Genomic DNA, 22,500 nt, shown 5'->3' with positions numbered 1-22,500 from the left:
GTGGCGCGTCCTTCGCACTCGACTCTCGACGCGCTCAGCTCTCGACGCGCTCGGCCCAGGCGGGCGCCGCGCGCAGCAGGGTCCGCAGATCGGACTCGCCCAGGAGGGACTCCCGGGAGGGCTCGGCCGACGGGTCGGTGCCGCCGCCGGGAAGGGCGGGGCCGACGGTCCGATCCGGCCGATGGGCGAGCCACGTGAAGCCGGCGAGGTCGCGCGGGCCGTAGCCGAGCTCGCGCCAGCTGCGGGCGACGGACTCGAGCTGCGCCTCGAGGTGCTGCGGGCCGGCGGGGTCCACGACGAGCTCGATGCCGGTCCCGGCCTCGCGCAGCTCGGCGAGCAGCTCCCAGGCGGCGAAGCCCGCCGGGGAGAGGGCGAGGCGCGAGGCGCCGGCGGTGCGGGCGGCGCGCAGCAGCGCCGTGTCGCTGCTCGGCGCGAGGGTGACGTCCTGCGCGGTGAGGCGGGCGTGCTCGAGGAGGTCCTCGAGCAGGCCGCGCCAGATCTCCCCGATGTCCGGGACGGGCAGCGCCGGGTAGCGCCGGTACTCCGAGGGCGTGGGGATCGCGCCGCGGGCCAGGGCGAGGGCGGCGCCGTCGCGGATCAGCAGACAGGGTCGCGCACCGGGCACATGGCTGCGGACCGCGTCGAGGTGCTCGGCGATGCCCTCGGCGAGCAGGTGCGGGAGGTCGCGCAGGGCCCCGCGGTCGGCGAGGGTGCGCTCGCCCGAGCCCAGGAACGTCGCGGCCGCGAGGGTGAGCGGGCCGAGCGCGGTGACGACGAGGTCGCCCTCGTAGCCGTGCAGGGCGATGCGGGCGGCCTCGAGGAGTCGCTCGCGCAGCTCCTGGGCGCGGCGCCAGGTGCGCGAGCTGCCGGGCCCGATCCGCCAGCCGAAGCTCGCGAGGTCGCCCGTGGTGCCGGCGAGCAGGGTGAGCGACTGCGGGAGCAGCTGATCGGCGCCCTCGGTGCCGAGCGCCGCGGGCAGGAACAGGCGCGTCGCGATCTGGTCCTCGAGGTCGTCGCCGAGTAGGCCACGCAGGCGGGTGAGGGCGAGCAGTCGGTCCGCGTCGGCGTCCACGAGGTCGGAGGCGCCTCCGGAGGCGCCCGCGTCCCGGTCGCCGGTCGTCGTGGTCGGCACCCGCCACGTCCCGTCGCCCGTGATCGTCACGAGCGGTTCGGTGCCTTCCCTCCGGTCGTCCGTCATGCGGCGCGGCGCTCGAGGGTCGCCGAGGCGATCACGCGGTCCCCGTCGTACAGCACGAGGGTCTGCCCGGGGGCGACGCCGCGCACCGGGGAGCTGAGCCGCACCCGCAGCACGTCGTCGGCCTGCTCGATGATGCCGGGCAGCGCCTCGCCGTGGGCGCGGATCTGGGCGCTCACCTCGCGTCCCGGCGCGAGCGGCTCGAAGGGGATCGGCGCGGAGGCCTCGAGCAGCGTGGTGGAGAGCAGCTCGGCGGCGCCGACGACGACCTGTCGGGTCTCGGGCTTCACGTCGAGGACGTAGCGCGGGGCGCCGCCGGCCGCGGGGCGGTCCAGGCCCAGTCCCTTGCGCTGGCCCACGGTGAACCCGAAGGTGCCGCGGTGGGATCCCAGCACGGTGCCGTCGGCGTCGACCACCTCGCCGGGGGCCTCGCCGAGGCTGCGCTCGAGGAAGCCGCGGGTGTCGCCGTCGGCGATGAAGCAGATGTCGTAGCTGTCGGGCTTCGTGGAGACGCCCAGTCGGCGCGCGCGGGCCTCGGCGCGCACGGCCTCCTTGTCCTCGAAGACGCCCAGGGGGAACACGGCGCGGGAGACGGCCTCGGGGCCCATCACGGCGAGCACGTAGGACTGGTCCTTGGGGAGGTTGCGGGCGCGGTGCAGCGACGGGGCGCCGTCCGGGCCGTCCGCGCGCACGTCCGCGTAGTGGCCGGTGCACACGGCGTCGAAGCCGAGGGCCCGGGCGCGCTCCATCAGGGTCGCGAACTTGATGTGCTCGTTGCAGCGCACGCACGGGTTCGGGGTGCGTCCGGCCGCGTACTCGGCCAGGAAATCCGAGACGACGAGGTCGTGGAAGTCGTCGGAGAGGTCCCAGACGTAGAAGGGGATGCCGATGCGCTCGGCGGCGCGGCGGGCGTCGGCCGCGTCCTCGACGGTGCAGCACCCGCGCGATCCGGTGCGGGTCTCGGCCCGGTTCTTGGACAGCGCCATGTGGACGCCGACCACGTCGTGGCCGGCCTCGTGGGCACGCGCGGCCGCGACGGCGGAATCGACGCCGCCGCTCATCGCTGCCAGCACCTTCATGGGGACCTCGCCTCCTGCTCGGATGCCGCGCGGATGCGGGACGCGCGGCCGCTCCAGTCTACGAAGCGCCGGAGGCGGACAGGGGCCCGCCCGACGAGCGCTTGCTCACCGGCTTCCTCGTCGCGACCGGCTCACCGCACGAGCGCGCCGACGGCCCGCGCCCGCTCGATGGCCTCGGGCAGGGCGGCGAGCACGCGGTCCACGTCCTCCTCGCGGCTCGACCAGCCCAGCGACAGCCGCAGGGCGCCGCGGGCGAGATCGGGCTCGACGCCCATCGCGGTGAGCACGTGGCTGGCCTGGGTGACGCCCGCCGAGCACGCGGAGCCCGCCGAGGCGTCGATCCCCTGCTGGTCGAGCATGAGGAGCAGGGCGTCCTGGTCGCAGCCGGGCAGCAGCACGTGCACCACGTGCGGGCTGCGCGGGGCGGCCTCCGCGGTGAGCACGGCGTCCGGGGCGATCTCCCGGATGCCCGCGCGCAGGCGCTGGGCCATCTCCCCCAGTCGCGCCGACTCCGCCTCCCGGTCCGCGAGGGTGCGTGCGAGGGCGGCGGCGAGCGACGCGGTGTGCGGGGCGTCGAGGGTGCCGGGGCGCACGCCGCGCTGCTGCCCGCCGCCGGTGAGCCCCGCGACGAAGGGGATGTCGGGGCGCACGACCAGCAGGCCCACGCCCACGGGGGCGCCGATCTTGTGGCCGGTCAGGCTCAGCATGTCGACCGTGCGCACGGGCAGCTCGACATGGCTCGTGGCCTGGACGGCATCGGTGTGGACGAGGGCGCCCGCGGCGTGGGCGATCCCGGTGACCGCCGCGAGGTCCTGGATCACGCCGGTCTCGTTGTTCACGAGGGCGACGCTCACCACGCTCACGTCGCCCGGCGCGAGGGCTTCTCGCAGCGCCTCGAGGTCCAGCAGGCCGTCGCCGTCCACGGGGATCTCGCGGGACTCGATGCCGGGGGCCAGCGAGCGGGCGGTCTCGAGCACCGCCGGATGGTCGGTCGCGCAGACCGCGACGGCCCGGCGGGACGGGTCGGCCGCCTGGGCGGCGAGGGCCGCTCCGCGCACGGCGAGGTTGTCGGCCTCGGTCCCGCCGGAGGTCAGGGTCAGCCAGGAGACCGGGACGTCGAGCGAGGCCGCGAGCGAGTCGAGGGCGTCGTCGAGGACGCCGCGGGCGCGGCGGCCGGAGCCGTGGCGCGACGTCGGGTTCCCCGGCAGGGCCGAGGCGTCGAGGAAGGCATCGCGGGCCTCGGGCCGCAGGGGCGCCGTGGCCGCGTGGTCGATGTAGACGCGCGGCGCCGTGCCGTGCTCACCAGGGCTGGCTGGGGTCACTGCTCGCTCCGTCGTCCGAGTCCTCGCCGTCGCCCGAGTTCGCGTCTCCGTTGCGCTTCTCGAGGTCCTCGGCCTTCTTCTGGTCCTCCGCGTCGCCCTGCGTGGGCGCCTCCTCGTCGGGCCCGTCGCCCTTCGGGTCCTCCTTCTTGGGATCGCCCGGGTCCTTGGGCGCATCGCCCTTCCCGTCCTGATCGCCCTGGTCCTCGCCCTGGCCCTGGTCGTCGCCGTCCTGGCCCTCGTCGCGGGCGTCCGGGTCGTTGCCGGCCTCCTTGTCGGACGAGCGGCGCTCCTCCTCGATGCGCTTGCCGTTGTCGCCGGTCGTGCCCTCGTCCTCGTTGCCCGAGCCCTCGCCCTCGCCCTGCTGGTCCTCGCCCTGGCCTCCGCCGCCCTGGCCCTCTCCGTCGCCGCCTCCCCCGCCGCCGGCGCAGGGCGCGAGCAGCTGCTCGGCCTCGTAGAGGCGGTCGGCGCGGTCGCCGGCGTCGTCGATCTCGTTCGCCTGGCGCTCGATGGAGATCGCGAGGTTGTTGAGGATCTTGCACTGGGCGTGCGGCGGCTGGTTGAGGTCCTTGCCCTCCTGCCAGTCCTTCAGGGCCAGGCGCAGCTCGGTCTCGGCCTCGGCGTTCTGGTCCTGCTGGAGCAGGTCCGTGCCCTTGCTGAGGTGCGGGAGGTAGGGCTCGAACCAGTTGGCCTTCTGCACGGGCCAGAGCCGTTCGCTCGCCCGGGCGTACTCGCCGTCGCCGTAGGCGCCGCCGTGCCATGCCTGCGTGAGGGGCATGGAGACGAAGCGGACGGCGAGCAGCGCGAGGATCAGCAGCGGGATCGCGAGGACCGCGAAGGCGATGAGCCGGATCCGGCGCAGCAGCCTCACGTCGAGGCCGAAGTCCTGGGGCCGACGGGGCTCGTCCGCGGCGAGCGGCCGCGCGGCGTCGTCGGCCGCTCCTCCCTGCGGGGACGGGCTCGCGGGGCCCGACGGATCCGAGGCGCCGGGCGGCGCGGGCGGAGGTGGGGTGAGGGTCGAGCTCATGACCTGCCTCCTTCGTCCGAGGAACCGCCCGGACCGGCGGATCCCGCACCGGTCGCGGAGAGCAGCTCGCCGCGGTCGCGCCGACGCGGCAGACGATACGTCATCTCCCCCAGCTCCCAGATGAACAGGGCGGCCAGCGGGATCGCCGCCACCCAGTACCAGTCGCGGAAGCTCGCCACGTCACGGCGGGACTCGATGGGCACGGGCTTCAGGGTGATGCCCTCCATCGTGCCCTCGATCGGGGCCTCGGGATCGGTGCGGTGCAGGTACGGGACGCCCATCTGCTGCGCGATGGTCTTCAGCTGGTCCTCGTCGATGCGGGAGATGCCCTTGGCGCCCGAGGAGTCGGTGATGTACTCGCCGTGCGTGCCGGCGCCCGAGGCCTTCATCGGCCCGCCCTCGCTGGTGCCGTAGCCGAGCACCCCGCCGCCGTCGATCAGCGGTTTCAGCTGGTCGAAGGGCTCCGCGTCGCGGTCGTCGGTGTTCTCGCCGTCACTGAGGAAGTAGACGAGGGAGTACGAGTCCGGGTCGTCGGTCTGCGCGTCGGAGAGTGCCTTCGTGAGGGTCGCGAGCGGGCGGTCCACGTTCGACCCCTTGGACTGGGCGGTCGACTCGGTGGCGAGGGTGTTGATCCAGGCCTTCGCGGCGCCCGCATCGGTGGTCAGCGGCAGCTGGGAGGCGGCGGTCGAGTCGAAGGAGATGATCGAGTAGCGGGACCCCTGGGTCTCGGACATGATCTGCTCCATGTCGTGCTTGACGCCGTCGAGACGGGGCTGGCCCTGTGCGTAGTCCTCGGCGTTCATGGACCCGGTGCGGTCCACGACGAAGAACACGTTCGCGTTCATGCGCTGGGTCTGCTCGGCCTCCGTGTACGTCGCGGGGCGCAGGGCGACCACCGCGAGCAGCGCGACCATCAGCGCGCGCCGCAGCCATGCCCAGCGCTGCCGCGGACGGCGCACCATCATCACGACCGCGAGCGCGAGCAGCGGGACGAAGACGAGGATCGTGGCCCACAGCGGGATCAGATGCTCCAGATGCATGCTCTCCTCCGTCTCTCAGCGGTTGCGCCAGCCCACGATCAGCACCCCGGCGAGGGCGATGAGCGTGAGCACGAAGGCGAACAGCGGATGATCGGTGCGGATGAGGGTGGGCTCGGCTCCCATCTTCTGGGCCTGGGTCTGCTGGATCTCCCGGATGATCGAGGGGATCGCGTTCGGGTCCGAGGACTGGTAGAGCGTGCCGCCGTGGTCCTCGGTCACCTTCTGGAGCTCGTCGAAGCACTCCTCGGAGCATTCGTAGGCGCCGGGGTAGAAGGTGTACAGGTCGATGTCGCGGTCCTCGATGGTCTTGGCGGCCTCGTCGAGGGAGTAGATCGGGTCGCCGTTGACCTCGTTGTCGGTCGCGAAGATGATCGAGCGGCTGCGATCGGTCTCGGCGTGGTCGAACAGCTGACCGCACGAGGCGAGGCCGTCGGGCACGATCGAGGCCTGATCGTCGAGGCCGCGGGTGCCCTCGACGAAGTCCGCGTACTTCTCGACCTTGTCCTGCGGGTAGTCGCGGCTGCCCAGGCGGTAGCCGAACTCGTCGAAGTCGATCGCCTCGGCCCCCTCGCTGAGCTCGCGCTCGACGAGGTCGTAGTCGTCGGTGAGCGGGAAGACGGTGCGGGACGTCGAGTTGAAGATCGACAGGGCGATCCGCTCGCCGTGGAAGTCGTCGACCATGGAGGCGAAGGTCTGCAGGATCTCCGTGTCGTACTCGTACATCGAGCCGGAGACGTCGAGGCACAGCACGATGTCGCGATCGGCGAACTCGGGCGTCTGCACCCGCTCGGTGGCGATCCTGCCGGAGAGCAGGGCGGCGGCGAGCAGGCCCAGCACGGCGATGCCCACCTGCACCACGCGCAGCACCCGCGCCAGGCGCTGGCTGCGCACGAAGCTCGGGATCCGCTCGAGGAACGAGGAGTTCGCGACGAGCACGGGCGCGCGGTGCATCGAGCGGCGGTTCCAGAAGGTGATCGCCCAGACCACGATCCCGGCGACCAGGAGCAGGCAGGCCACCCACCACAGCGTCATGACCATCGGCGGATCACCTCCCTCGCCCGGTGCACGGAGCCCTCGAGGTCGACGTCGCTCGCCGGCGCGAAGTCCGGCTCGTAGAGGCGGGCGATGAGCTCGCCGACGTCGCGGGTCCTGGGGTCGGCGATGAGAGTGCCCACGTCCTGGCTGGTGACGTCGTGCCCGGTGGTGCGGCGCACGAAGCGGCGCATCACGGCGGTGAGCTCGAGGTGGCCGGTGCGCTCGTCGATCGCGCCGTCCTCGTGGCGCGCCGCGATGTCGTTGACGGAGCGCAGGAACTCGGCCTTGAGCGACTCGGGCTCGTCGGGCCGCTCGCGGTAGGCGCGGCGGGAGACGACGGCGCGGGAGATCCGCAGCACGCCCACGATGATCGCGACGATGACGATCACGCACAGGACGGCGAGGATCAGCCAGGCGATCGAGTACTGGGGCGGATCGATGATCGTCGCGGGCGAGGGGCTCGGCGTGGGATCGGCGAGCACCGTGGACTCATGCACGGGCATGGCGGTACTCCCTCTCGCGCAGCATGGCGATCATGTCGTCCACCACGGTGCTGTCGCCGGCCGTGAGCAGATGGGTGATGTGCAGGCTGTCGAGCATCTCCGTGGTCGCCTCGCGGCGGGCCCGGCGGTAGTTCTCGACATCGCGGGCGACCTTCGTGGAGACGCGGGCGAGCTCGGAGATCTCCCGGGGCGACTCGACGTCGACGACCTCGTGGTCGAGGTCGCCCGCCTGCAGCGGGTCGGCGTCGCCGATGCGGATGACCATGACGTCGTGCCGCGTCGCCAGGCGCCGCAGCAGGGAGTGGTCCTCGGGGCCCGGGTGCGCCTCGTCGGTGATGATCGTCATCAGCGTCGAGCGGCGGGTGACGCGGAAGGCCCGCTCGAGCAGCCAGGAGACGTCCGATGGGCGGGAGGCGGCGGTCGTGGACTGCTGGACGGTGCGCAGGAGCAGCTCGAGGTGCCCGTCGCTCGAGCGCGAGGGCAGCTGCACCGGCCGGGACTCGGATCCGCCGACCAGTCCCACGAGGTCGCCGTTGTTCTGGGCGAGGAAGCACACGAGGCCGGCGGCGGTGACCATGGCGTCGCGCTTGGAGGTGCCGTCGGCCGCGAGGGTCGACATCGCCGAGGAGGTGTCGGCGACGATCGAGAGGTGCCGCACCCGCTCCTCGTTGAACTGGCGGATCAGCGGCTCGCCCGAGCGGGCCGTCGCCTTCCAGTCGATGTCGGAGATGCGGTCGCCCGGCTGGTAGTACTTCAGGTCGTCGAAGTCCTCGCCGCTGCCCTTGAACACCGACCGCCCGCGCCCCTGGACGATGCCGCGGGCGCGGCGTCCGGTGTGCAGGTCCACGCGCGCCTTGACGCGGGTGAGCAGGGAGGTCGCCATCAGCGGATCCCGCTCAGGGCATCGGCACGGCGTGGAAGACCGCGTCGATGATCTGCGCGGGGGTCACGCCGCCCGCGAGGGCGTCGAAGGTGAGCACCAGGCGGTGGCGCAGCACCGCGTAGCGCATGGCGCGCACGTCGTCCGGGGTGACGTAGTCGCGGCCGTGCAGGAGGGCGTTCGCCTGGGCGACCCGCATCAGCGCGAGGGAGCCGCGGGGGCTCGCCCCCACCCGGACGCTCTGGGTGAGGTTCGCGACCGGGCGCGGGCCGGAGCCGCGGGTCGTGAAGACGAGGTCGATGATGTAGCGCTTGACGCTCTGGTCCACGTACACCTGGTCGACCATCTCCTGGAGGAACCGGATGTCCTCGAGGCCGACGGTCTGCGCCGCCCGGCGGGGCGCGGTGAGGGTGCCGCTCGTGGAGCGGTCGAGGATCTCGTGCTCCTCGGCGGGGCGCGGGTAGGTGAGGACCTCCTTCATGAGGAAGCGGTCCATCTGCGCCTCGGGGAGGACGTACGTGCCCTCCTCCTCGATGGGGTTCTGGGTCGCGAGCACCATGAACGGCTCGGGCAGCGGGTAGACCTCGCCGCCGATGGAGGTCTGGCGCTCCTGCATCGCCTCGAGCATCGCCGACTGGGTCTTGGCGCTCGAGCGGTTGATCTCGTCCAGCAGGACCACGTTCGCGTGGACCGGGCCCAGCTGGGTGGTGAAGGTGCCCGAGCCGTAGTTGAAGATCTGGGTGCCGATGATGTCGTTCGGCATCAGGTCAGGCGTGCACTGGATGCGGGAGAAGGAGCCGGAGATGCCGGAGGCGAGCGCAGAGGCCGCGGTCGTCTTCGCGAGGCCCGGCACGGACTCGAGCAGCACGTGGCCGCCCGCGGCGAGCGCCGCCAGCAGGGTGCGGCGCAGGTTCTCCTGGCCCACCACGCGCGACTGGAACACCTGGGTGATGCTGCGGACGATGCTCCCCGCACGCTCCATGCTCGCCGGAGGGATCGCGGGCTGTGCAGGGGCGAAGGCGGCGCCCGAGCGGCCGGGGGCGGGATGCCCGGGGGATTCCTGAGGCTGCTGGGTCATCTGCAGGGGTGCTCCCGTCGCGTGGTGCTGCGTGCGGATCGTGCGGCAGTCGGGACGCCCGGAGGGGCCGACGCGCTGCTGGTGCTGCATGGGGACGACGGGCCGCGCCCGGCGCCCCGACGATCCTAACCTCTCCGGGCCCCGCGGCCCGGTCCTGTTCGCGGGGCGTCCCGGACGGGTGCGCAGGCCGCTCGTGTCATGCCCGGCGCGGCGTGCGCCCGGTGGAAGAATGCGGCGATGCCCCATCCCCCGATCACCGATCCCGGCGGTGCCGGCGCCGTCCGCGCACCGCGCCGCGCGCCGTCCTCGCCCACGCGCCCCGGCCTGCAGGTCGACCCGTCCGGACGCGGGACCTTCGCCGTGGCGGCGCCGCGCGCCGAGAGGATCGAGCTGTGCGTGCGCCGCGACCTCGGCGGCGGACGCTTCCGCGAGGAGCGCACGCCGCTGCGGCACGTCGACGGCGGCCTGCACTGGGACGAGGTCGAGGCGATGGTGCCCGGCACCCTGTACGGCCTGCGCGCGCACGGCCCGTGGGATCCCGAGCGCGGCGCCTGGTTCAACCCCGCGAAGCTGCTCGTGGACCCGCGCGCCCGCGCCGTCTCGCACGCCTCCCCGCTCGCCTCCGGGATGTTCCCCCACGAGGTCGACGCGATGCTCGACCCGATCTCGCCCCTGCGCCGCAGCGAGGACGACGACGCCGACGTGGCCGTGTGGTCCGTCGTCGCGGGCGCCCCGGAGCCGATGGCCGCCGGTGGCGCCGGCTCGTCGGCCGCCCCGCCCCGCACACCCTGGCCGGACACGGTCGTCTGCGAGCTGCACGTCAAAGGGTTCACCCAGCTGCACCCCGACGTCCCGCCCGAGCTGCGCGGCACGTACGCGGGCCTCGCGCATCCCGCCGTCACCTCGTACCTGAGCGGCCTGGGCGTCACCGCGGTGGAGCTGCTGCCGATCCACGCGGCCATGGACGAACCGCACCTCACGCGCCGCGGGCTCACCAACTACTGGGGCTACTCGACGCTCTCCTATCTGGCGCCGAACCCCGCCTACGCGAGCGCCGCCGCCCGCCACGAGGGGCCGCTCGCCGTGCTCGAGGAGGTGCGCGCGATGATCCGCGCTCTCCACGCCGCGGGCCTCGAGGTCATCCTCGACGTCGTCTTCAACCACACCGCCGAGGGCGGCTCCGGCGGGCCCTCGCTGAGCCTGCGCGGGCTCGATGCGAGCGAGCACTACTGGATGGACGGCGGCGCCTTCGTGGACGTCACCGGCACCGGGGCGACACTCGACCCGCGCTCCCCCGCCGTCGTCGACCTGGTGCTCGAGTCCCTGCGGCACTGGGTCCTCGACATGGGGGTCGACGGCTTCCGCTTCGACCTCGCGGCGACGCTGGGGCGCGACTCCGGCGGCTTCCGGCCCGACCACGCCCTGCTGCGGGCGATCACCCTGGATCCCGTGCTGCGCGACGCCAAGCTCATCGCCGAGCCCTGGGACGTGGGAGGAGGCGGCTGGCAGACCGGCGCCTTCCCCGCCCCCTTCGCCGAATGGAACGACGCCTTCCGCGACGACCTGCGGTCCTTCTGGCTCACGGACAGGGCTGCGCGTGAGCGGGAGGGCGAGGTCGGCGGCAGCGGCGTGCGCGACCTCGCGAGCCGGCTCGCCGGCTCCCGCGACGTGATGGCCGCACGGGACCCCGGGGACCTGCCCGCGGGCCGCAGCCTGCGCGCCCCCTGGGCCTCGGTCAACTACGTCACCGCGCACGACGGCTTCACCCTCCAGGACCTCGTGAGCTTCGACGAGCGGCACAACGAGGCCAACGGCGAGGCCGGACGCGACGGCACCGCCGACAACCGCTCGTGGAACCACGGTCACGAGGGCCCGCCGCCCGCCGACGGCCCCGGCGCAGCGGCCCTCGAGGCGCGTCGTGAGCGCACGGCGCGCGCACTGCTGTCGAGCCTGCTGCTGGCCGCGGGGACGCCCATGCTCACCGCCGGCGACGAGTTCGGCCGCACCCAGCGCGGCAACAACAACGCCTACTGCCAGGACAACGAGATCTCCTGGGTCGACTGGTCGCTGGCCGCGCAGCGCCCGGGGCGGATCGAGGCGGTGCGCGCGCTGCTCGCGATCCGCGCCCGCTTCCCGCAGCTGCGCTCGGCCCGCTACCTGCGCCCGCTGGACCCGAGCCGTCCGGGCCCCGGGCAGGCCGGCTGGTACGACGAGCACGGCGAGGGCATGGACCACGAGCCCTGGCAGGATCCGGGCCGGCACGTGCTGCAGATGCTGCTCCCCGGTGGGACGTGCAAGACCGACGGGATCGACGGTGCCGACGGCGCCGATCATCTGCTGGTGATCCTCTCCGCTGACGAGGTCGATCTCGAGGTCACCCTCCCCCGTGAGCCGTGGCTGGACGGAGCCGTCAGGGTGCTGTTCGACAGCGCGAGCGAGGACCCCGCGGCGCTGCTCGCCGCAGGTGACGACGGACGGGTGCGCGAGGGTCGTACGCACGTGCGCGCGGCCTCCGTCCTGGTCCTCGCGATCGCGGGAGACGGGCATCCCGACGAGCGGCTATCGTGAGTCCACCGGCGGCCCTGTGAGACCGCCGTCACCTCGCGAGACCCCGTGCACGACCGAGCGATCAGGAGCGTCCATGGCTTCCCTCCCCCCGTCCTCCGCCGCCGCGCAGCCGACGGGCCTCGACGCGGGCATCGGCCGGATCCCGGTGATGGCCGCCGGCCCCGTGGTGGACGCCGACCGCTTCCCCGCCTCGTGCGCCGAGGGCGAGAGCGTCCGCATCACCGCGAACGCCTTCCGCGAGGGGCACGACGCGATGGGCGTGCAGGTGGTCCTGCGCGATCCGGAGGGGAACGCCACCCGGCAGTCCCTGGTCAGCACGAACCCCGGGCTCGATCTCTGGGAGACCCGCATCCGCCCCCGGGTGACCGGGCACTGGCAGTTCACGATCGAGGCCTTCGGCGACGTGTATGCGACGTGGGCGCACGTCGCCGAGGTGAAGATCCCCGCCGAGATCGACGTCGACCTCGTCATCGCCGAGGGCGCCGAGGTGCTGGGGCGCGTGCTCGCCGAGATCGAGTCTGGCGAGCGCCCCGCCTCCGACGGTCCCGTCGTCCGCGCCGCGATCGACGCCCTGCGCAACCACGCTCTCTCCCCGTCAGCCCGGGTCGCCCCGGCGCTCGCCGCCGACCTCCGGGCGATCCTCGCCGCGCGGCCGCTGCGCGAGGGCGTGACGTCCGACGGCCCGCACGAGCTCGTCGTCCACCGGCGCCTCGCGCTCTTCGGCTCCTGGTACGAGTTCTTCCCGCGCTCGATCGGCGCGCGCTTCAGCGCGGAGGACGGCGGCTGGAGGAGCGGCACCCTGCGCAGCGCGGCCGGAGAGCTGGACCGGGTGGCCGCGATGGGCTTCGACGTCGCCTACCTGACGCCGGTCCATCCGATCGGCGAGACCTTCCGCAAGGGCCGCAACAACACCCTGGACCCCCGGCCCGGGGACCCCGGGTCGCCCTACGCGATCGGCGGGGCCGAGGGCGGGCACGACGCGATCCACCCCGACCTGGGGACGATGGAGGACTTCGAGGCGTTCGTGGGCCGCGCCCACGATCTCGGTCTCGAGGTCGCCCTCGACGTGGCGCTGCAGTGCTCCCCCGACCACCCGTGGGTGAAGGAGCATCCGGAGTGGTTCGTGGTGCGGCCCGACGGCACCATCGCCTACGCGGAGAACCCGCCCAAGAAGTACCAGGACATCTACCCGCTGAGCTTCGACACCGACTACGAGGGGCTGTACGCGGCGATCCGCGACGTCCTCGAGGGCTGGGTCGAGCGCGGCGTCACGCTGTTCCGCATCGACAACCCGCACACCAAGCCCGTGCGCTTCTGGCAGGAGCTGCTCGCCGAGTTCGACGAGAAGCACCCCGAGGTCATCTTCCTCGCCGAGGCCTTCACCCGGCCCACGATGATGCACACGCTCGGCAAGGTCGGATTCCACCAGTCCTACACGTACTTCACGTGGCGCCACACCCCGGAGGAGCTCGAGGAGTACCTGCTCGAGCTCGTAGACTCGGCGCCCTATATGACGCCGAGCTTCTGGCCGACGACCCACGACATCCTCACGCCCTTCATGTCCCAGGGCGGCCGCCCCGCGTTCCGCCTGCGCGCGATCCTCGCCGCGACCCTCGTGCCCACCTGGGGCGTCTACTCGGGGTACGAGCTCGTCGAGGACGTGCCGCGACCCGGCGCCGAGGAGCAGATCGACAACGAGAAGTACGAGTACCGGCCCCGTGACTTCGCCGGCGCCCTGCAGCGCGGTCAGAGCCTCGAGCCGCTGCTCACGCAGCTCAACCTGATCCGGCGCGAGCACCCCGCGCTGCAGACGCTCACCGAGATCGTCTTCCACGAGGCGGACGACCCCCAGGTGGTCGTCTTCTCCAAGCACCTGCCGGGCTCGCAGACCGATTCCGGCCGCGCCGACACCGTCATCGTGGTGTCCCTGACCCGGTACGACGAGGGCACGGGCTCCACCATCCACCTGGACACCGGGGCCCTCGACGTCGAGGGGAGCTTCGAGGTCGAGGACCTGCTGACCGGCGAGCGCTTCACATGGGACGAGAACCCCTTCGTGATCCTCTCGCCCACCGACCGCCCCGCGCACGTGCTGCGCGTGGTCCGCAGCGAGGAGTGAGCACCATGGACGAGAACATGTCGAACACCGGATCCGGCGCGGCCCCGGGCGGCCCGTCGTCCGTCCCTCCGTCGTCCCGGCCTCCGTCGACCCCCACCCCGTCCACCGGCGGCACCCCGGCCCCGCGGGCGATGCCCGTGGGCACCCACGAGCTGGGGGCCGCGGCGACCGGCAGCTACCACGACCCGCACTCGGTGCTGGGCGTGCACTCCTACGACGGCGGCGTCACCGTGCGCACCCTCAAGCCCCTCGCACACGAGGTCTCGCTCGTCCTCCCCGACGGCACCGTCCATCCCATGCGCCACGAGTACGACGGCATCTGGGTGGTCGCGGTGCCCCGCGCGCACCTGGACTCCTACCGGATCCGCGTGCAGTGGGCGCCCGAGGGCGGGAGCGTCGAGCTCGAGGAGCCCTATCGCTTCCTGCCCACGCTCGGCGAGCTCGACCTGCACCTCCTCCGCGAGGGACGCCACGAGGAGCTGTGGCAGGTGCTCGGAGCGCATGTGCGCGAGGTCGACGGCGTGCCCGGCACCTCCTTCGCCGTCTGGGCGCCGAACGCCCGCGCCGTCCAGGTCGTCGGCGACTTCAACGGCTGGGACGGCCGCGGGCACGCCCTGCGCTCCCTGGGCTCCGCAGGGGTGTGGGAGATCTTCGTGCCCGGCGTCGGCGACGGGGCGGTGTTCAAGTTCCGCATCCTCGACGCGACCTCGCAGTGGCGCGACAAGGCCGACCCGATGGCGCGGCGCACCGAGGTGCCGCCGGCGACCGGCTCGATCGTCACCACGAGCGACTACGAGTGGTCCGACGACGCGTGGCTCGCCGCGCGCGCCCAGCACGACGCGCTGGCCGCCCCGATGTCGGTCTACGAGGTCCACCTGGGCAGCTGGAAGCCGGGGCTCGGCTACCGCGAGCTCGCCACCGAGCTCGTCGAGTACGTGCAGGCCATGGGGTTCACGCACGTCGAGTTCATGCCCGTGGCCGAGCATCCCTTCGGCGGCTCCTGGGGGTACCAGGTCACCGGCTACTACGCGCCGACGTCGCGCTGGGGCACGCCCGACGATCTGCGAGCGCTGATCGACGCCCTGCACGCGGCCGGCATCGGCGTGATCATGGACTGGGTGCCCGCCCACTTCCCGAAGGACGAGTGGGCGCTCGCGCGCTTCGACGGCACCCCGCTGTACGAGCACGCGGACCCCCGACGTGGCGAGCACCCCGACTGGGGCACGCTGATCTTCGACACCGGCCGCAGCGAGGTGCGCAACTTCCTGGTCGCCAACGCCTGCTACTGGCTCGAGGAGTTCCATGTCGACGGCCTGCGCGTGGACGCCGTCGCCTCGATGCTCTACCTGGACTACTCGCGGGACGACGGCGAATGGGTGCCCAACCGCGAGGGCGGCCGGGAGGACCTCGAGTCCATCGCCTTCCTCCAGGAGGCGAACGCCACCGCCTACAAGCGAGCGCCCGGCATCGTCATGATCGCCGAGGAGTCCACGTCCTTCCCCGGCGTCACCCGTCCCACGGACGCGGGAGGCCTGGGCTTCGGCTTCAAGTGGAACATGGGGTGGATGCACGACACCCTCGAGTACGTCGGCGAGGACCCGATCAACCGCCAGTACCACCACGGCGAGCTGACGTTCTCGATGGTCTACCAGTACTCCGAGAACTTCGTGCTGCCGATCTCCCACGACGAGGTCGTCCACGGCAAGAAGCCCCTGCTGCGCAAGGCCCCGGGCGACGACTGGCAGCAGGCGGCGACGCTGCGCGCCTACCTCGCCCTGCAGTGGACCCATCCGGGCAAGCAGCTGCTGTTCATGGGCAGCGAGTTCGGGCAGTCCTCGGAGTGGAACGAGTCGACGGGCCTGGACTGGTGGCTGCTCGAGTTCGACATGCACCGGGGCATCCAGCGCTACGTCCGGGACCTCAACGCCCTGCTGCGCGAGCACCCTGCGCTCTCCGAGCTCGACCAGGACCCCGACGGCTTCGAATGGCTGCTGGCCGACGACGCCTCCCACGACACCATCGCGTTCCTGCGCCGCGACCGCGCCGGCCGCGAGCTCGTGGTGGTCCTGAACTTCTCGCCCGAGCCCTGGCACGAGCACCGCATCCCCATGCCCTCGGGCGGGTCCTGGAGCGAGGTCCTGAACTCCGACGCGCCGGTGTACGGCGGCGGCGGGGTCGGGAACCTGGGCCGCGTGGACGTGGAGCAGGTCCCCGCCGGCGGACGCTCACACTCCGTGCGGCTCTCGGTGCCGCCGCTCGGGGCCCTGGTGCTCCGCCCCGACGGCCGCGGCTGAGGAGTCTCGGAGCGCGCCCGCCGCGGCGCGGGTCAGAAGAGCAGGTTCGCCAGGCGCTTGCGGGCGGGTCCGACGCGCGGGTCCTCGGGGCCGGCGACCTCGAAGAGGTCGAGCAGGCGCGCGCGCACGCGGTCCTTGGTGTCCTGGTCGGCGCCGCGCAGCAGGTCGAGCAGACGGCCGAAGGCGTCGTCGACGTGGCCGCCGAGCATGTCGAGGTCGGCGACGAGCAGCTGCGCGTCGAGGTCCTGCGGCGCGTCGGCCGCTGCCTGGCGGGCGGCGTCGAGCTGGGCGTCCCGGGTGCGCTCCATGAGGTGCACGGTCGCCAGGCCCGCCTTCGCCTCGGCGTCGGCCGGGTTCTGGTTCAGGTGCTCCTCGAAGGCGGTCTGCGCGCCGGAGAGATCGCCCGCCTCGATCGCGTCGTAGGCGGTCTGCAGCAGGGGCGGCAGCTCGGGCTGCGCAGGGGCCCCGCCGTCCGCGTCGTCCGCGCCGGCGCCGTCGGCCCCCTGCCCGTCGCCCGCACCGCTCACGTCCAGACCGGTCTGCTGCGCGACCTGCACGATCTGGTCGAGCAGTCCGGGGATCTGGTCGGCGGGGACCATGGACTCGGCGATCGGCTGCAGCTGCCCCTGGAGGAGCAGCATGAGGGTGGGCAGCTGCTGCACACGCAGGGCGCCCGCCACGCGCGGCTGGGTGTCCGCGTCGACGACGGCGAGCCGCAGCGCGCCGCCCTTCGCGTCGACGCCCGAGCGCAGCGCGCCCAGCAGCTCGTCGATGCCGGGGACGCGCGAGCTCGTGACCAGCAGGAGCGTCGCGACGCTCGCGGAGTCCTGGATCATCTGCTCGAGGTTCGCCTCGTCGACGGTCACCTCGTGCTCGCCGACGGTCCCCGCCCCCTCGGAGCCCTCGGGCTTCTTGAGCGATGCGAGGTCGATGACGCCGTAGGGATCGGTCATGGGATGCTCCTTCGCGTTGCGTGACTGCTGGGGTTCTCGAAGTGTGTCGCCGGCCGCTCACCCGTCGAACGAGTCGGGCGGGTCAGCCTGGTCAGGCGGGTCCAGCGGGTCGGGCGGGTCGGTCAGCCCGGCCGGACCCGCGTGGCCGATCACTCGCCGCTGGCGCCGATCACGGCGCGCGTCGCCCCGATGGGCTGGACCTTCGCGTCGGACCCCTTCGGGGGGATGTAGAGGGCGACGGTCGTGCCGTACTCGCGCACGTACTCCTTGGTGAAGGTGCGGCTGCCGATGATCGTGGTGAAGATGTTGTCCTTGCCGTAGCTGACCTTCGAGCCGTCGGTGACCTTCAGGGTGCGCTTCGAGGTCATGGTGCCCAGCACGATCGCGCCGCCGTCCTCCGTGCGCAGGCCGGCGATCTCGTCCTTCACGGGCGTGTAGATCTCGCGGATCGTCCCCACCTCGTCCTTCTCGACGCCCTCGTTGAGCTGCTTGCGCTCCTCCTGGATGTCCTTGTGGGTCCGGGTGGTGAAGGGATCGCTCGCGAGCTGCTTCTTCGAGTCCTTGCCGCCGCCCCAGGCGAGCACCTCGGAGTAGAGGGTCATGGCGTCGGCAGGGGTCATCAGCAGGTCGTCGGCCTTGCCGTCGACCGCCTCGCTGCCCACCTTCGCCGAGGGCACCGTCGGCATGTCCACGCCCACGGCCTGCTGCGCCCAGCCCCAGGTCGCGTACGGGGAGTGCGCGTCCTTCTGCTGCAGGATCATGAAGTACGGGGCGGCGTCGTCATCACCGTCGGCCTCGACGAGAGCGATGGCGGTGCGCGGGAAGTCCGAAGTGGTCGAGGTGATCGGCACGACGGCCTTCTCGCCGGGCCGGTCGAGGGCGCTGGCGCGGAAGTCCTCGGCGTTCTTCGCGATCCAGTCCTTGTTCTTCGTCAGGATCGAGTAGGTGTCCTTGCGGAAGGAGGCGGCCGAGCCGATCACGCGGGGCGCGAGGGCCTTCGCGTCGAGGTCGTCGTCCGCCTTCTCCACCGCGGCGTGCACCGCCTTGAGGTAGGAGGCCATCTGATCGCTGGTCACCGCGGGGGTCGGACCCTCGGCCTCGGGTCCCGTGGGCACCGCGGGCGGGGTCGAGTCGTCGGACCCGCAGGCCGCCAGCAGGCCGCCGACGGCGAGCACGCCGACGCCGCCCAGGAACCCGCGCCTGTTCCACGCGCTCATCGCTGCTCCTCCTCGGTGTCGAGCCCGTGCTCGGGGCCCGTGTGCTGTGCGTCGTCATGGGGGGTCTCGCCGTGCTCCGGCTCCGGCGTCGCGGCGCGGTGGCGGTGCGAGCGACGCGGCAGGGCGGCCGACGCATCCTCGCCGGGTCCCGCGATCGGCTCCTCGATGCGGTCGATGACCTCCGTGGGATCCTCGGAGCCCTCGGCGTCGTCATGGCCGGCGGCCGCTCCCTCCGAGCCGCCGACGGGGATCGGCGCGGTCACCGGACGCTGCTCGCCCGGGTCCGCATCGCCGGCACCGGGCTCCTCGTCGATCCGATCGAGGACGTCCGTCGAGGGCTCGGCCGACGGGTCGTTCGCCGCACCGTCTTCGGCCGCAGACTGCTCCGGCCCTTCGTCCGCGGACGACGCCGTGTCCGCCGCCGCGGCGTCGGCCGTGGGTGCGGCCTGCGCCTGCTCGTCGCCGAACTGCCACGCGTCGATGCTCTCGTGCTCGCGCGTCGGGGCCTCGTCGGTCTCCTGAGCCCCCTCGACTTCATGGGTCTCGTCGGCTTCGTGGGTCTCGTCGACCCTGTCGGTCTCGTCGGCCCCGTGGGGCTCGTCGGCCGCGGAGCCGCCGGCGAGATGCGCCGCGCCCGCGCCCGCGGCGCCGAGCCCAGCGGCCCCACCGAGGACGGCGCCGGTGGGCTCACCCGCGGACGCGTCCGCAGAACTCGCGCCCGCAGAGGCCGACGCGGGTGCGGATGCCGACGCGGACTCGAGCTCCGGCTCCCGGGCGTCGTCCGCCCCGAGCCCCTCGGAGTCCTCACCGGCGCCGGCCCGCTCGCGCTCGCGGCGCGAGGAACCGAAGGAGACCACGAGCATCACGAGGCCCACGATGATGAGGGTCGCGCCCGCGGCGTACGCGAAGGGGACCCACTCGTTCTTCTCGTCGACCGGCCAGGTGATCGAGATGCTGTCGGCGCCGGGCTCGCTGCCGTCGGTGACGAGCAGGATCGCGCGGTAGGGCTGCGGATCCGTCGAGGTCTCCTCGGCGTAGAAGTCGCCGACGTCGATCGTCGTCGGGCTCTTCGAGGTCTTGACGCTGCGCCACAGGTCGGAGGAGGTGGGATCGGAGATCGAGTCCTCGCCGTCGTCGTCGACCGTCTCGGTCTTCAGCGTGCTCCAGTCGCTCAGCCCCGTGACCTGCGTGTGCTTCACGCCGTCGAGGTAGGCGTCGATGTCGTCGTTGGAGGCGGTGATCACGGAGACGTCGGAGTCCGCGGTGATCTTCACGTCCCCCTGGGTCCCGCCCACGTACAGCACGCCCGGGTCGATGACGACGGCCGGGCCGGGGTCGGACAGGTCCACGGTCGCGGTGCGCTCGGTCTCGGGAGCCCACGTGGTCTCCCCCAGGCGCCCGATGAGGAGCCCCACCAGTCCCAGCACCACCAGGACGGTTGCAATGATCTTGTAGATGATGACGATCTCCTCGTTCGCACCGAATCCCTGCCACGATACGAGAATCGAACGACGAGCACACCCCCTTCGCGCGCGAGCGTGAGAGGCCGCACGCGTGGCGCGCGCCTCTCTGAGGCCGTGCGCGGCACGGGCACGGTCGGCGCACGGCGCAGGCCCCGTCCGTCCTGCCGTACCCTGGCCGGGTGCGTCTCGTCGTTGCTCAGTGCTCGGTCGACTACACCGGTCGGCTCACCGCCCATCTGCCCCTGGCCACCCGCCTGCTCATCGTCAAGGCCGACGGCAGCGTGCTCGTCCACTCCGACGGCGGCAGCTACAAGCCGCTGAACTGGATGAGTCCGCCGTGTCAGCTGAAGGTCGTCGACCGGGCCGATGTCGAGGACGCGGCGGATGACCCCGCTCCCCTGCCCGGGGAGGACTGGGTGCAGCAGTGGGATGTGGTCCATGCGAAGACCGGAGACCGCCTCCGCGTGCGCCTGCACGAGATCCTCGAGGACACCAGCGTCGAGCTCGGCGTCGATCCGGGCCTGCAGAAGGACGGCGTCGAGGCGCATCTGCAGGCGCTGCTCGCCCAGAACATCGAGACCCTCGGGACCGACTGGTCGCTCGTGCGCCGGGAGTACCCGACCGCCATCGGACCGGTCGACATCCTGGCCCGCGACGCCGACGGCGCGACCGTCGCCATCGAGATCAAGCGGCGCGGCGAGATCGACGGCGTCGAGCAGCTCACCCGCTACCTCGACCTGCTCAACCGCGATCCGCTGCTCGCGCCGGTGCGCGGCATGTTCGCCGCCCAGGCCATCAAGCCCCAGGCCAAGGTCCTCGCCCACGACCGCGGCATCGACTGCGTGACCCTGGACTACGACGCCCTGCGCGGCATCGACGACGCCGAGAGCCGCCTCTTCTGATCCCGCACGCACCAGGAGCACCGATGCCCCCGACCGACGCCCACGTCGACCCGCAGCACGCAGAGCCCCTGCATGCCGATCTCGCCCTCCGCGGCACGGCAGTGCTCGACCGGGGCGTGCTCCCGGGGTCGCTGGTCCTCCTCGCAGGGGGCCGCATCCTGTGGGCAGGCCCCGAGGAGAAGGCGCCTGCCCACCGCGCCGAGCGCACCCTCGAGCATCCCGGGCTGATCCTTCCCGGCCTCATCGACCTGCACTGCCACGGCGGAGGCGGGGCCTCGTTCCCGGACTGCGCGGACGCCCAGGAGGCCATGGTCGCCGTGCGCGAGCACCGTCGCCACGGCACCACCTCGCTCGTCGCCTCGCTCGTGACCGCCTCGGCCGAGGAGCTCGGTCGGCGCGTGCGCATGCTCGCCGGGCTCGTCGAGGACGGGGAGGTCGAGGCGATCCACCTCGAGGGCCCCTTCATCTCCGAGGCGCGCAAGGGCGCCCAGAACCCCGCGCACATCACCGGAGGCGACGCGGCGCTCGTCGGCGAACTGTGCGCGGAGGGCCGCGGCGCCGTCGCGACCATGACGATGGCGCCGGAGACGGCCGACGCCCCCGCGGTCATCGACGCCCTCGCCGCGGGCGGCGCCCTCCCCTCGCTCGGGCACACCGACTGCGACAGCGCGCAGATGGACGCGGCGATCACCGCCTCCCGCGACGCCCTGCGACGGCACCACGGCCGATCCGCGCTGCCCACCGCGACGCATCTGTTCAACGGCATGCGGCCCATCCACCACCGCGATCCGGGGCCGGCCCTCGCGGCGCTCGATGCGGCCGGCCGCGGGGAGATCGTCGCCGAGGTCATCGCCGACGGGGTCCATCTCGCCGCCGAGACCGTCGCCCACGTGTTCTCCCTCGCGGCCGACGACTGCGTCGTGCTCATCACCGATGCCATGGCCGCCGCAGGCATGGCCGACGGCAGCTACCGCCTCGGCGCGCTGGACGTGGACGTGCAGGGCGGCGTCGCGACCCTCGCCGACGGCGGCTCGATCGCCGGCGGCACCGCGCATCTGATCGACGTCGTGCGCTTCGCCGTGCGCGAGGCCGGCGTGGATCTGGCCGCCGCTGTGCGCGCGGCCACCGTGGTCCCGGCGCGCGTCCTCGGACGCGAGGACGAGATTGGGGCGCTGCGGGCGGGACTCGCGGCCGACGTGCTGCTGGTCGACTCGGAGCTGCGTCCCGTGCAGGTCATCCGTCGCGGCGAGCTCGTCGGCACCGCGCAGCCGGACTGAGCTCGAAGCACCGACCGGCACCGCGCCGTCGGACCGACCTCACGGCACCCGGCCGGCACCGCGCACACTGCTCAGTCGGCGTCCCCGCGCACCGAGCCCGTCGGCGCCGCCTCGTACCAGGCGATGACGGCCGAGGAGGTCGTGAAGGGCAGCATGAGCCACAGCGGCTCGCCTTCTCCGCGGACGAACTCGATCTCGGTGTCCAGGACGATGCGCGCCCCTCCGGACCCGTCATCCGCGTCCTCACCGCCGCCCGAGCCGACGGCGACGTTCCGCCGCTGGACGTCGAGGATCTCGCTGCGGCGCAGCAGCACCTCGCCGCCGGCGAGCAGGGCGTCGGTGCGGTGCCAGAGCAGCCCCTGGGAGGTGAAGCGCAGGCGTCCGCCGCGCCAGGCGCCGCGTCCGCCGCGGGCACCGGGGCGCCACAGGAAGCAGTCGAGCGCTCCCCCGCGGCGCGCGATCACCGCGGAGCGCACGAGCACCGCGATCGCCAGCAGAACGACCAACGTCCCGACCACCACGAGGGTGATCGGGACGTTGACGTGCATCAT

Annotated in this window: 18 protein-coding genes; 5 read left to right on the top strand and 13 right to left on the bottom strand. The window is 73.0% G+C overall.

The window, feature by feature from the left end; all coding sequences use genetic code 11:
* Nucleotides 1-34 precede the first annotated feature (34 nt).
* The 9 genes from M4486_RS02550 to M4486_RS02510 form a co-directional block, all read right to left on the bottom strand.
* Nucleotides 35-1,162, bottom strand: a complete 1,128-nt coding sequence (locus tag M4486_RS02550; RefSeq protein ID WP_249479404.1) for a hypothetical protein — start codon at nt 1,160-1,162, stop codon at nt 35-37.
* A 32-nt stretch (nt 1,163-1,194) separates the two neighbouring features.
* The gene (gene mnmA / locus M4486_RS02545) at nt 1,195-2,274 is read right to left on the bottom strand and encodes a tRNA 2-thiouridine(34) synthase MnmA (RefSeq protein ID WP_249479403.1); all 1,080 of its coding nucleotides are present in this window, start codon (nt 2,272-2,274) and stop codon (nt 1,195-1,197) included.
* Between the two features lie 131 nt (nt 2,275-2,405).
* The gene (locus M4486_RS02540; RefSeq protein ID WP_249479402.1) at nt 2,406-3,596 is read right to left on the bottom strand and encodes a cysteine desulfurase family protein; all 1,191 of its coding nucleotides are present in this window, start codon (nt 3,594-3,596) and stop codon (nt 2,406-2,408) included.
* Nucleotides 3,574-4,620 carry a hypothetical protein gene (locus M4486_RS02535; RefSeq protein ID WP_249479401.1) on the bottom strand — a complete coding sequence of 349 codons (1,047 nt, stop codon included), beginning with the start codon at nt 4,618-4,620 and terminating at the stop codon, nt 3,574-3,576. The genes M4486_RS02540 and M4486_RS02535 overlap by 23 nt, the downstream gene beginning before the upstream one ends.
* Nucleotides 4,617-5,660, bottom strand: coding sequence for a vWA domain-containing protein (locus M4486_RS02530; protein ID WP_249479400.1), 1,044 nt, complete (start codon nt 5,658-5,660; stop codon nt 4,617-4,619). Before M4486_RS02530 ends, M4486_RS02535 begins: the two co-directional genes overlap by 4 nt.
* 15 nt (nt 5,661-5,675) lie before the next feature.
* Nucleotides 5,676-6,698, bottom strand: a complete 1,023-nt coding sequence (locus tag M4486_RS02525) for a vWA domain-containing protein (protein ID WP_249479399.1) — start codon at nt 6,696-6,698, stop codon at nt 5,676-5,678.
* The gene (locus M4486_RS02520; RefSeq protein WP_249479398.1) at nt 6,689-7,198 is read right to left on the bottom strand and encodes a hypothetical protein; all 510 of its coding nucleotides are present in this window, start codon (nt 7,196-7,198) and stop codon (nt 6,689-6,691) included. The genes M4486_RS02525 and M4486_RS02520 overlap by 10 nt, the downstream gene beginning before the upstream one ends.
* Entirely contained in the window at nt 7,185-8,081 is an 897-nt protein-coding gene (locus tag M4486_RS02515) for a DUF58 domain-containing protein (RefSeq protein WP_249479397.1), read from the bottom strand. The genes M4486_RS02520 and M4486_RS02515 overlap by 14 nt, the downstream gene beginning before the upstream one ends.
* Nucleotides 8,082-8,094: 13 nt before the next feature.
* On the bottom strand, nt 8,095-9,156 hold the full coding sequence (locus M4486_RS02510) for an AAA family ATPase (protein WP_429798317.1): 1,062 nt from the start codon (nt 9,154-9,156) through the stop codon (nt 8,095-8,097).
* Nucleotides 9,157-9,393: 237 nt separating this feature from the next.
* Between M4486_RS02510 and glgX the strand changes: the two genes are divergently transcribed.
* The 3 genes from glgX (at nt 9,394) to glgB (ending at nt 16,137) form a co-directional block, all read left to right on the top strand.
* Nucleotides 9,394-11,724 (top strand): glycogen debranching protein GlgX, encoded by a 2,331-nt coding sequence (gene glgX, locus M4486_RS02505; protein ID WP_249479396.1) that lies wholly within the window; start codon nt 9,394-9,396, stop codon nt 11,722-11,724.
* Between the two features lie 73 nt (nt 11,725-11,797).
* Nucleotides 11,798-13,843, top strand: a complete 2,046-nt coding sequence (locus tag M4486_RS02500) for an alpha-1,4-glucan--maltose-1-phosphate maltosyltransferase (protein WP_249479395.1) — start codon at nt 11,798-11,800, stop codon at nt 13,841-13,843.
* Nucleotides 13,844-13,974: 131 nt separating this feature from the next.
* Nucleotides 13,975-16,137: a 1,4-alpha-glucan branching protein GlgB gene (gene glgB / locus M4486_RS02495; RefSeq protein WP_429798336.1), complete on the top strand. Its 2,163-nt coding sequence runs from the start codon at nt 13,975-13,977 to the stop codon at nt 16,135-16,137.
* Between the two features lie 32 nt (nt 16,138-16,169).
* Here the strand turns inward: glgB and M4486_RS02490 are convergent, their stop codons facing one another.
* The 3 genes from M4486_RS02490 to M4486_RS02480 form a co-directional block, all read right to left on the bottom strand.
* On the bottom strand, nt 16,170-17,090 hold the full coding sequence (locus tag M4486_RS02490; RefSeq protein WP_249479393.1) for a co-chaperone YbbN: 921 nt from the start codon (nt 17,088-17,090) through the stop codon (nt 16,170-16,172).
* Between the two features lie 149 nt (nt 17,091-17,239).
* The gene (locus M4486_RS02485; RefSeq protein WP_249479392.1) at nt 17,240-18,307 is read right to left on the bottom strand and encodes a DUF8094 domain-containing protein; all 1,068 of its coding nucleotides are present in this window, start codon (nt 18,305-18,307) and stop codon (nt 17,240-17,242) included.
* Nucleotides 18,304-19,737, bottom strand: a complete 1,434-nt coding sequence (locus tag M4486_RS02480; RefSeq protein WP_249479391.1) for a hypothetical protein — start codon at nt 19,735-19,737, stop codon at nt 18,304-18,306. The genes M4486_RS02485 and M4486_RS02480 overlap by 4 nt, the downstream gene beginning before the upstream one ends.
* Nucleotides 19,738-19,949: 212 nt before the next feature.
* Here M4486_RS02480 and nucS point away from each other — a divergent pair, with 212 nt between their 5' ends.
* Both nucS and M4486_RS02470 read left to right on the top strand, forming a co-directional pair.
* The gene (gene nucS, locus M4486_RS02475; RefSeq protein WP_152352692.1) at nt 19,950-20,672 is read left to right on the top strand and encodes an endonuclease NucS; all 723 of its coding nucleotides are present in this window, start codon (nt 19,950-19,952) and stop codon (nt 20,670-20,672) included.
* 23 nt (nt 20,673-20,695) lie between these two features.
* Nucleotides 20,696-21,949: an N-acetylglucosamine-6-phosphate deacetylase gene (locus M4486_RS02470; RefSeq protein WP_249479390.1), complete on the top strand. Its 1,254-nt coding sequence runs from the start codon at nt 20,696-20,698 to the stop codon at nt 21,947-21,949.
* 71 nt (nt 21,950-22,020) lie between these two features.
* Here M4486_RS02470 and M4486_RS02465 read toward each other — a convergent pair whose 3' ends face one another.
* Complete coding sequence (locus tag M4486_RS02465) at nt 22,021-22,500, bottom strand: DUF2550 family protein (RefSeq protein ID WP_249479389.1); 480 nt, start codon at nt 22,498-22,500, stop codon at nt 22,021-22,023.

The sequence above is a fragment of the Brachybacterium kimchii genome (genome assembly GCF_023373525.1).
GTDB classification, from domain to species: domain Bacteria; phylum Actinomycetota; class Actinomycetes; order Actinomycetales; family Dermabacteraceae; genus Brachybacterium; species Brachybacterium kimchii.
The sequence above is the reverse complement of the archived record's forward strand: the minus strand, read 5'-3'. Positions and strand labels throughout refer to the sequence as shown.

Coding starts and splice junctions, on each gene's coding strand:
- mnmA (WP_249479403.1), bottom strand. CDS start 2,274: ATGAAGGTGCTGGCAGCGATGAGCGGCGGCGTCGATTCCGCCGTCGCG.
- M4486_RS02535 (WP_249479401.1), bottom strand. CDS start 4,620: ATGAGCTCGACCCTCACCCCACCTCCGCCCGCGCCGCCCGGCGCCTCG.
- M4486_RS02530 (WP_249479400.1), bottom strand. CDS start 5,660: ATGCATCTGGAGCATCTGATCCCGCTGTGGGCCACGATCCTCGTCTTC.
- M4486_RS02525 (WP_249479399.1), bottom strand. CDS start 6,698: ATGGTCATGACGCTGTGGTGGGTGGCCTGCCTGCTCCTGGTCGCCGGG.
- M4486_RS02520 (WP_249479398.1), bottom strand. CDS start 7,198: ATGCCCGTGCATGAGTCCACGGTGCTCGCCGATCCCACGCCGAGCCCC.
- M4486_RS02515 (WP_249479397.1), bottom strand. CDS start 8,081: ATGGCGACCTCCCTGCTCACCCGCGTCAAGGCGCGCGTGGACCTGCAC.
- M4486_RS02510 (WP_429798317.1), bottom strand. CDS start 9,156: ATGACCCAGCAGCCTCAGGAATCCCCCGGGCATCCCGCCCCCGGCCGC.
- glgX (WP_249479396.1), top strand. CDS start 9,394: ATGCCCCATCCCCCGATCACCGATCCCGGCGGTGCCGGCGCCGTCCGC.
- M4486_RS02500 (WP_249479395.1), top strand. CDS start 11,798: ATGGCTTCCCTCCCCCCGTCCTCCGCCGCCGCGCAGCCGACGGGCCTC.
- glgB (WP_429798336.1), top strand. CDS start 13,975: ATGCCCGTGGGCACCCACGAGCTGGGGGCCGCGGCGACCGGCAGCTAC.
- M4486_RS02490 (WP_249479393.1), bottom strand. CDS start 17,090: ATGACCGATCCCTACGGCGTCATCGACCTCGCATCGCTCAAGAAGCCC.
- M4486_RS02485 (WP_249479392.1), bottom strand. CDS start 18,307: ATGAGCGCGTGGAACAGGCGCGGGTTCCTGGGCGGCGTCGGCGTGCTC.
- M4486_RS02470 (WP_249479390.1), top strand. CDS start 20,696: ATGCCCCCGACCGACGCCCACGTCGACCCGCAGCACGCAGAGCCCCTG.
- M4486_RS02465 (WP_249479389.1), bottom strand. CDS start 22,500: ATGATGCACGTCAACGTCCCGATCACCCTCGTGGTGGTCGGGACGTTG.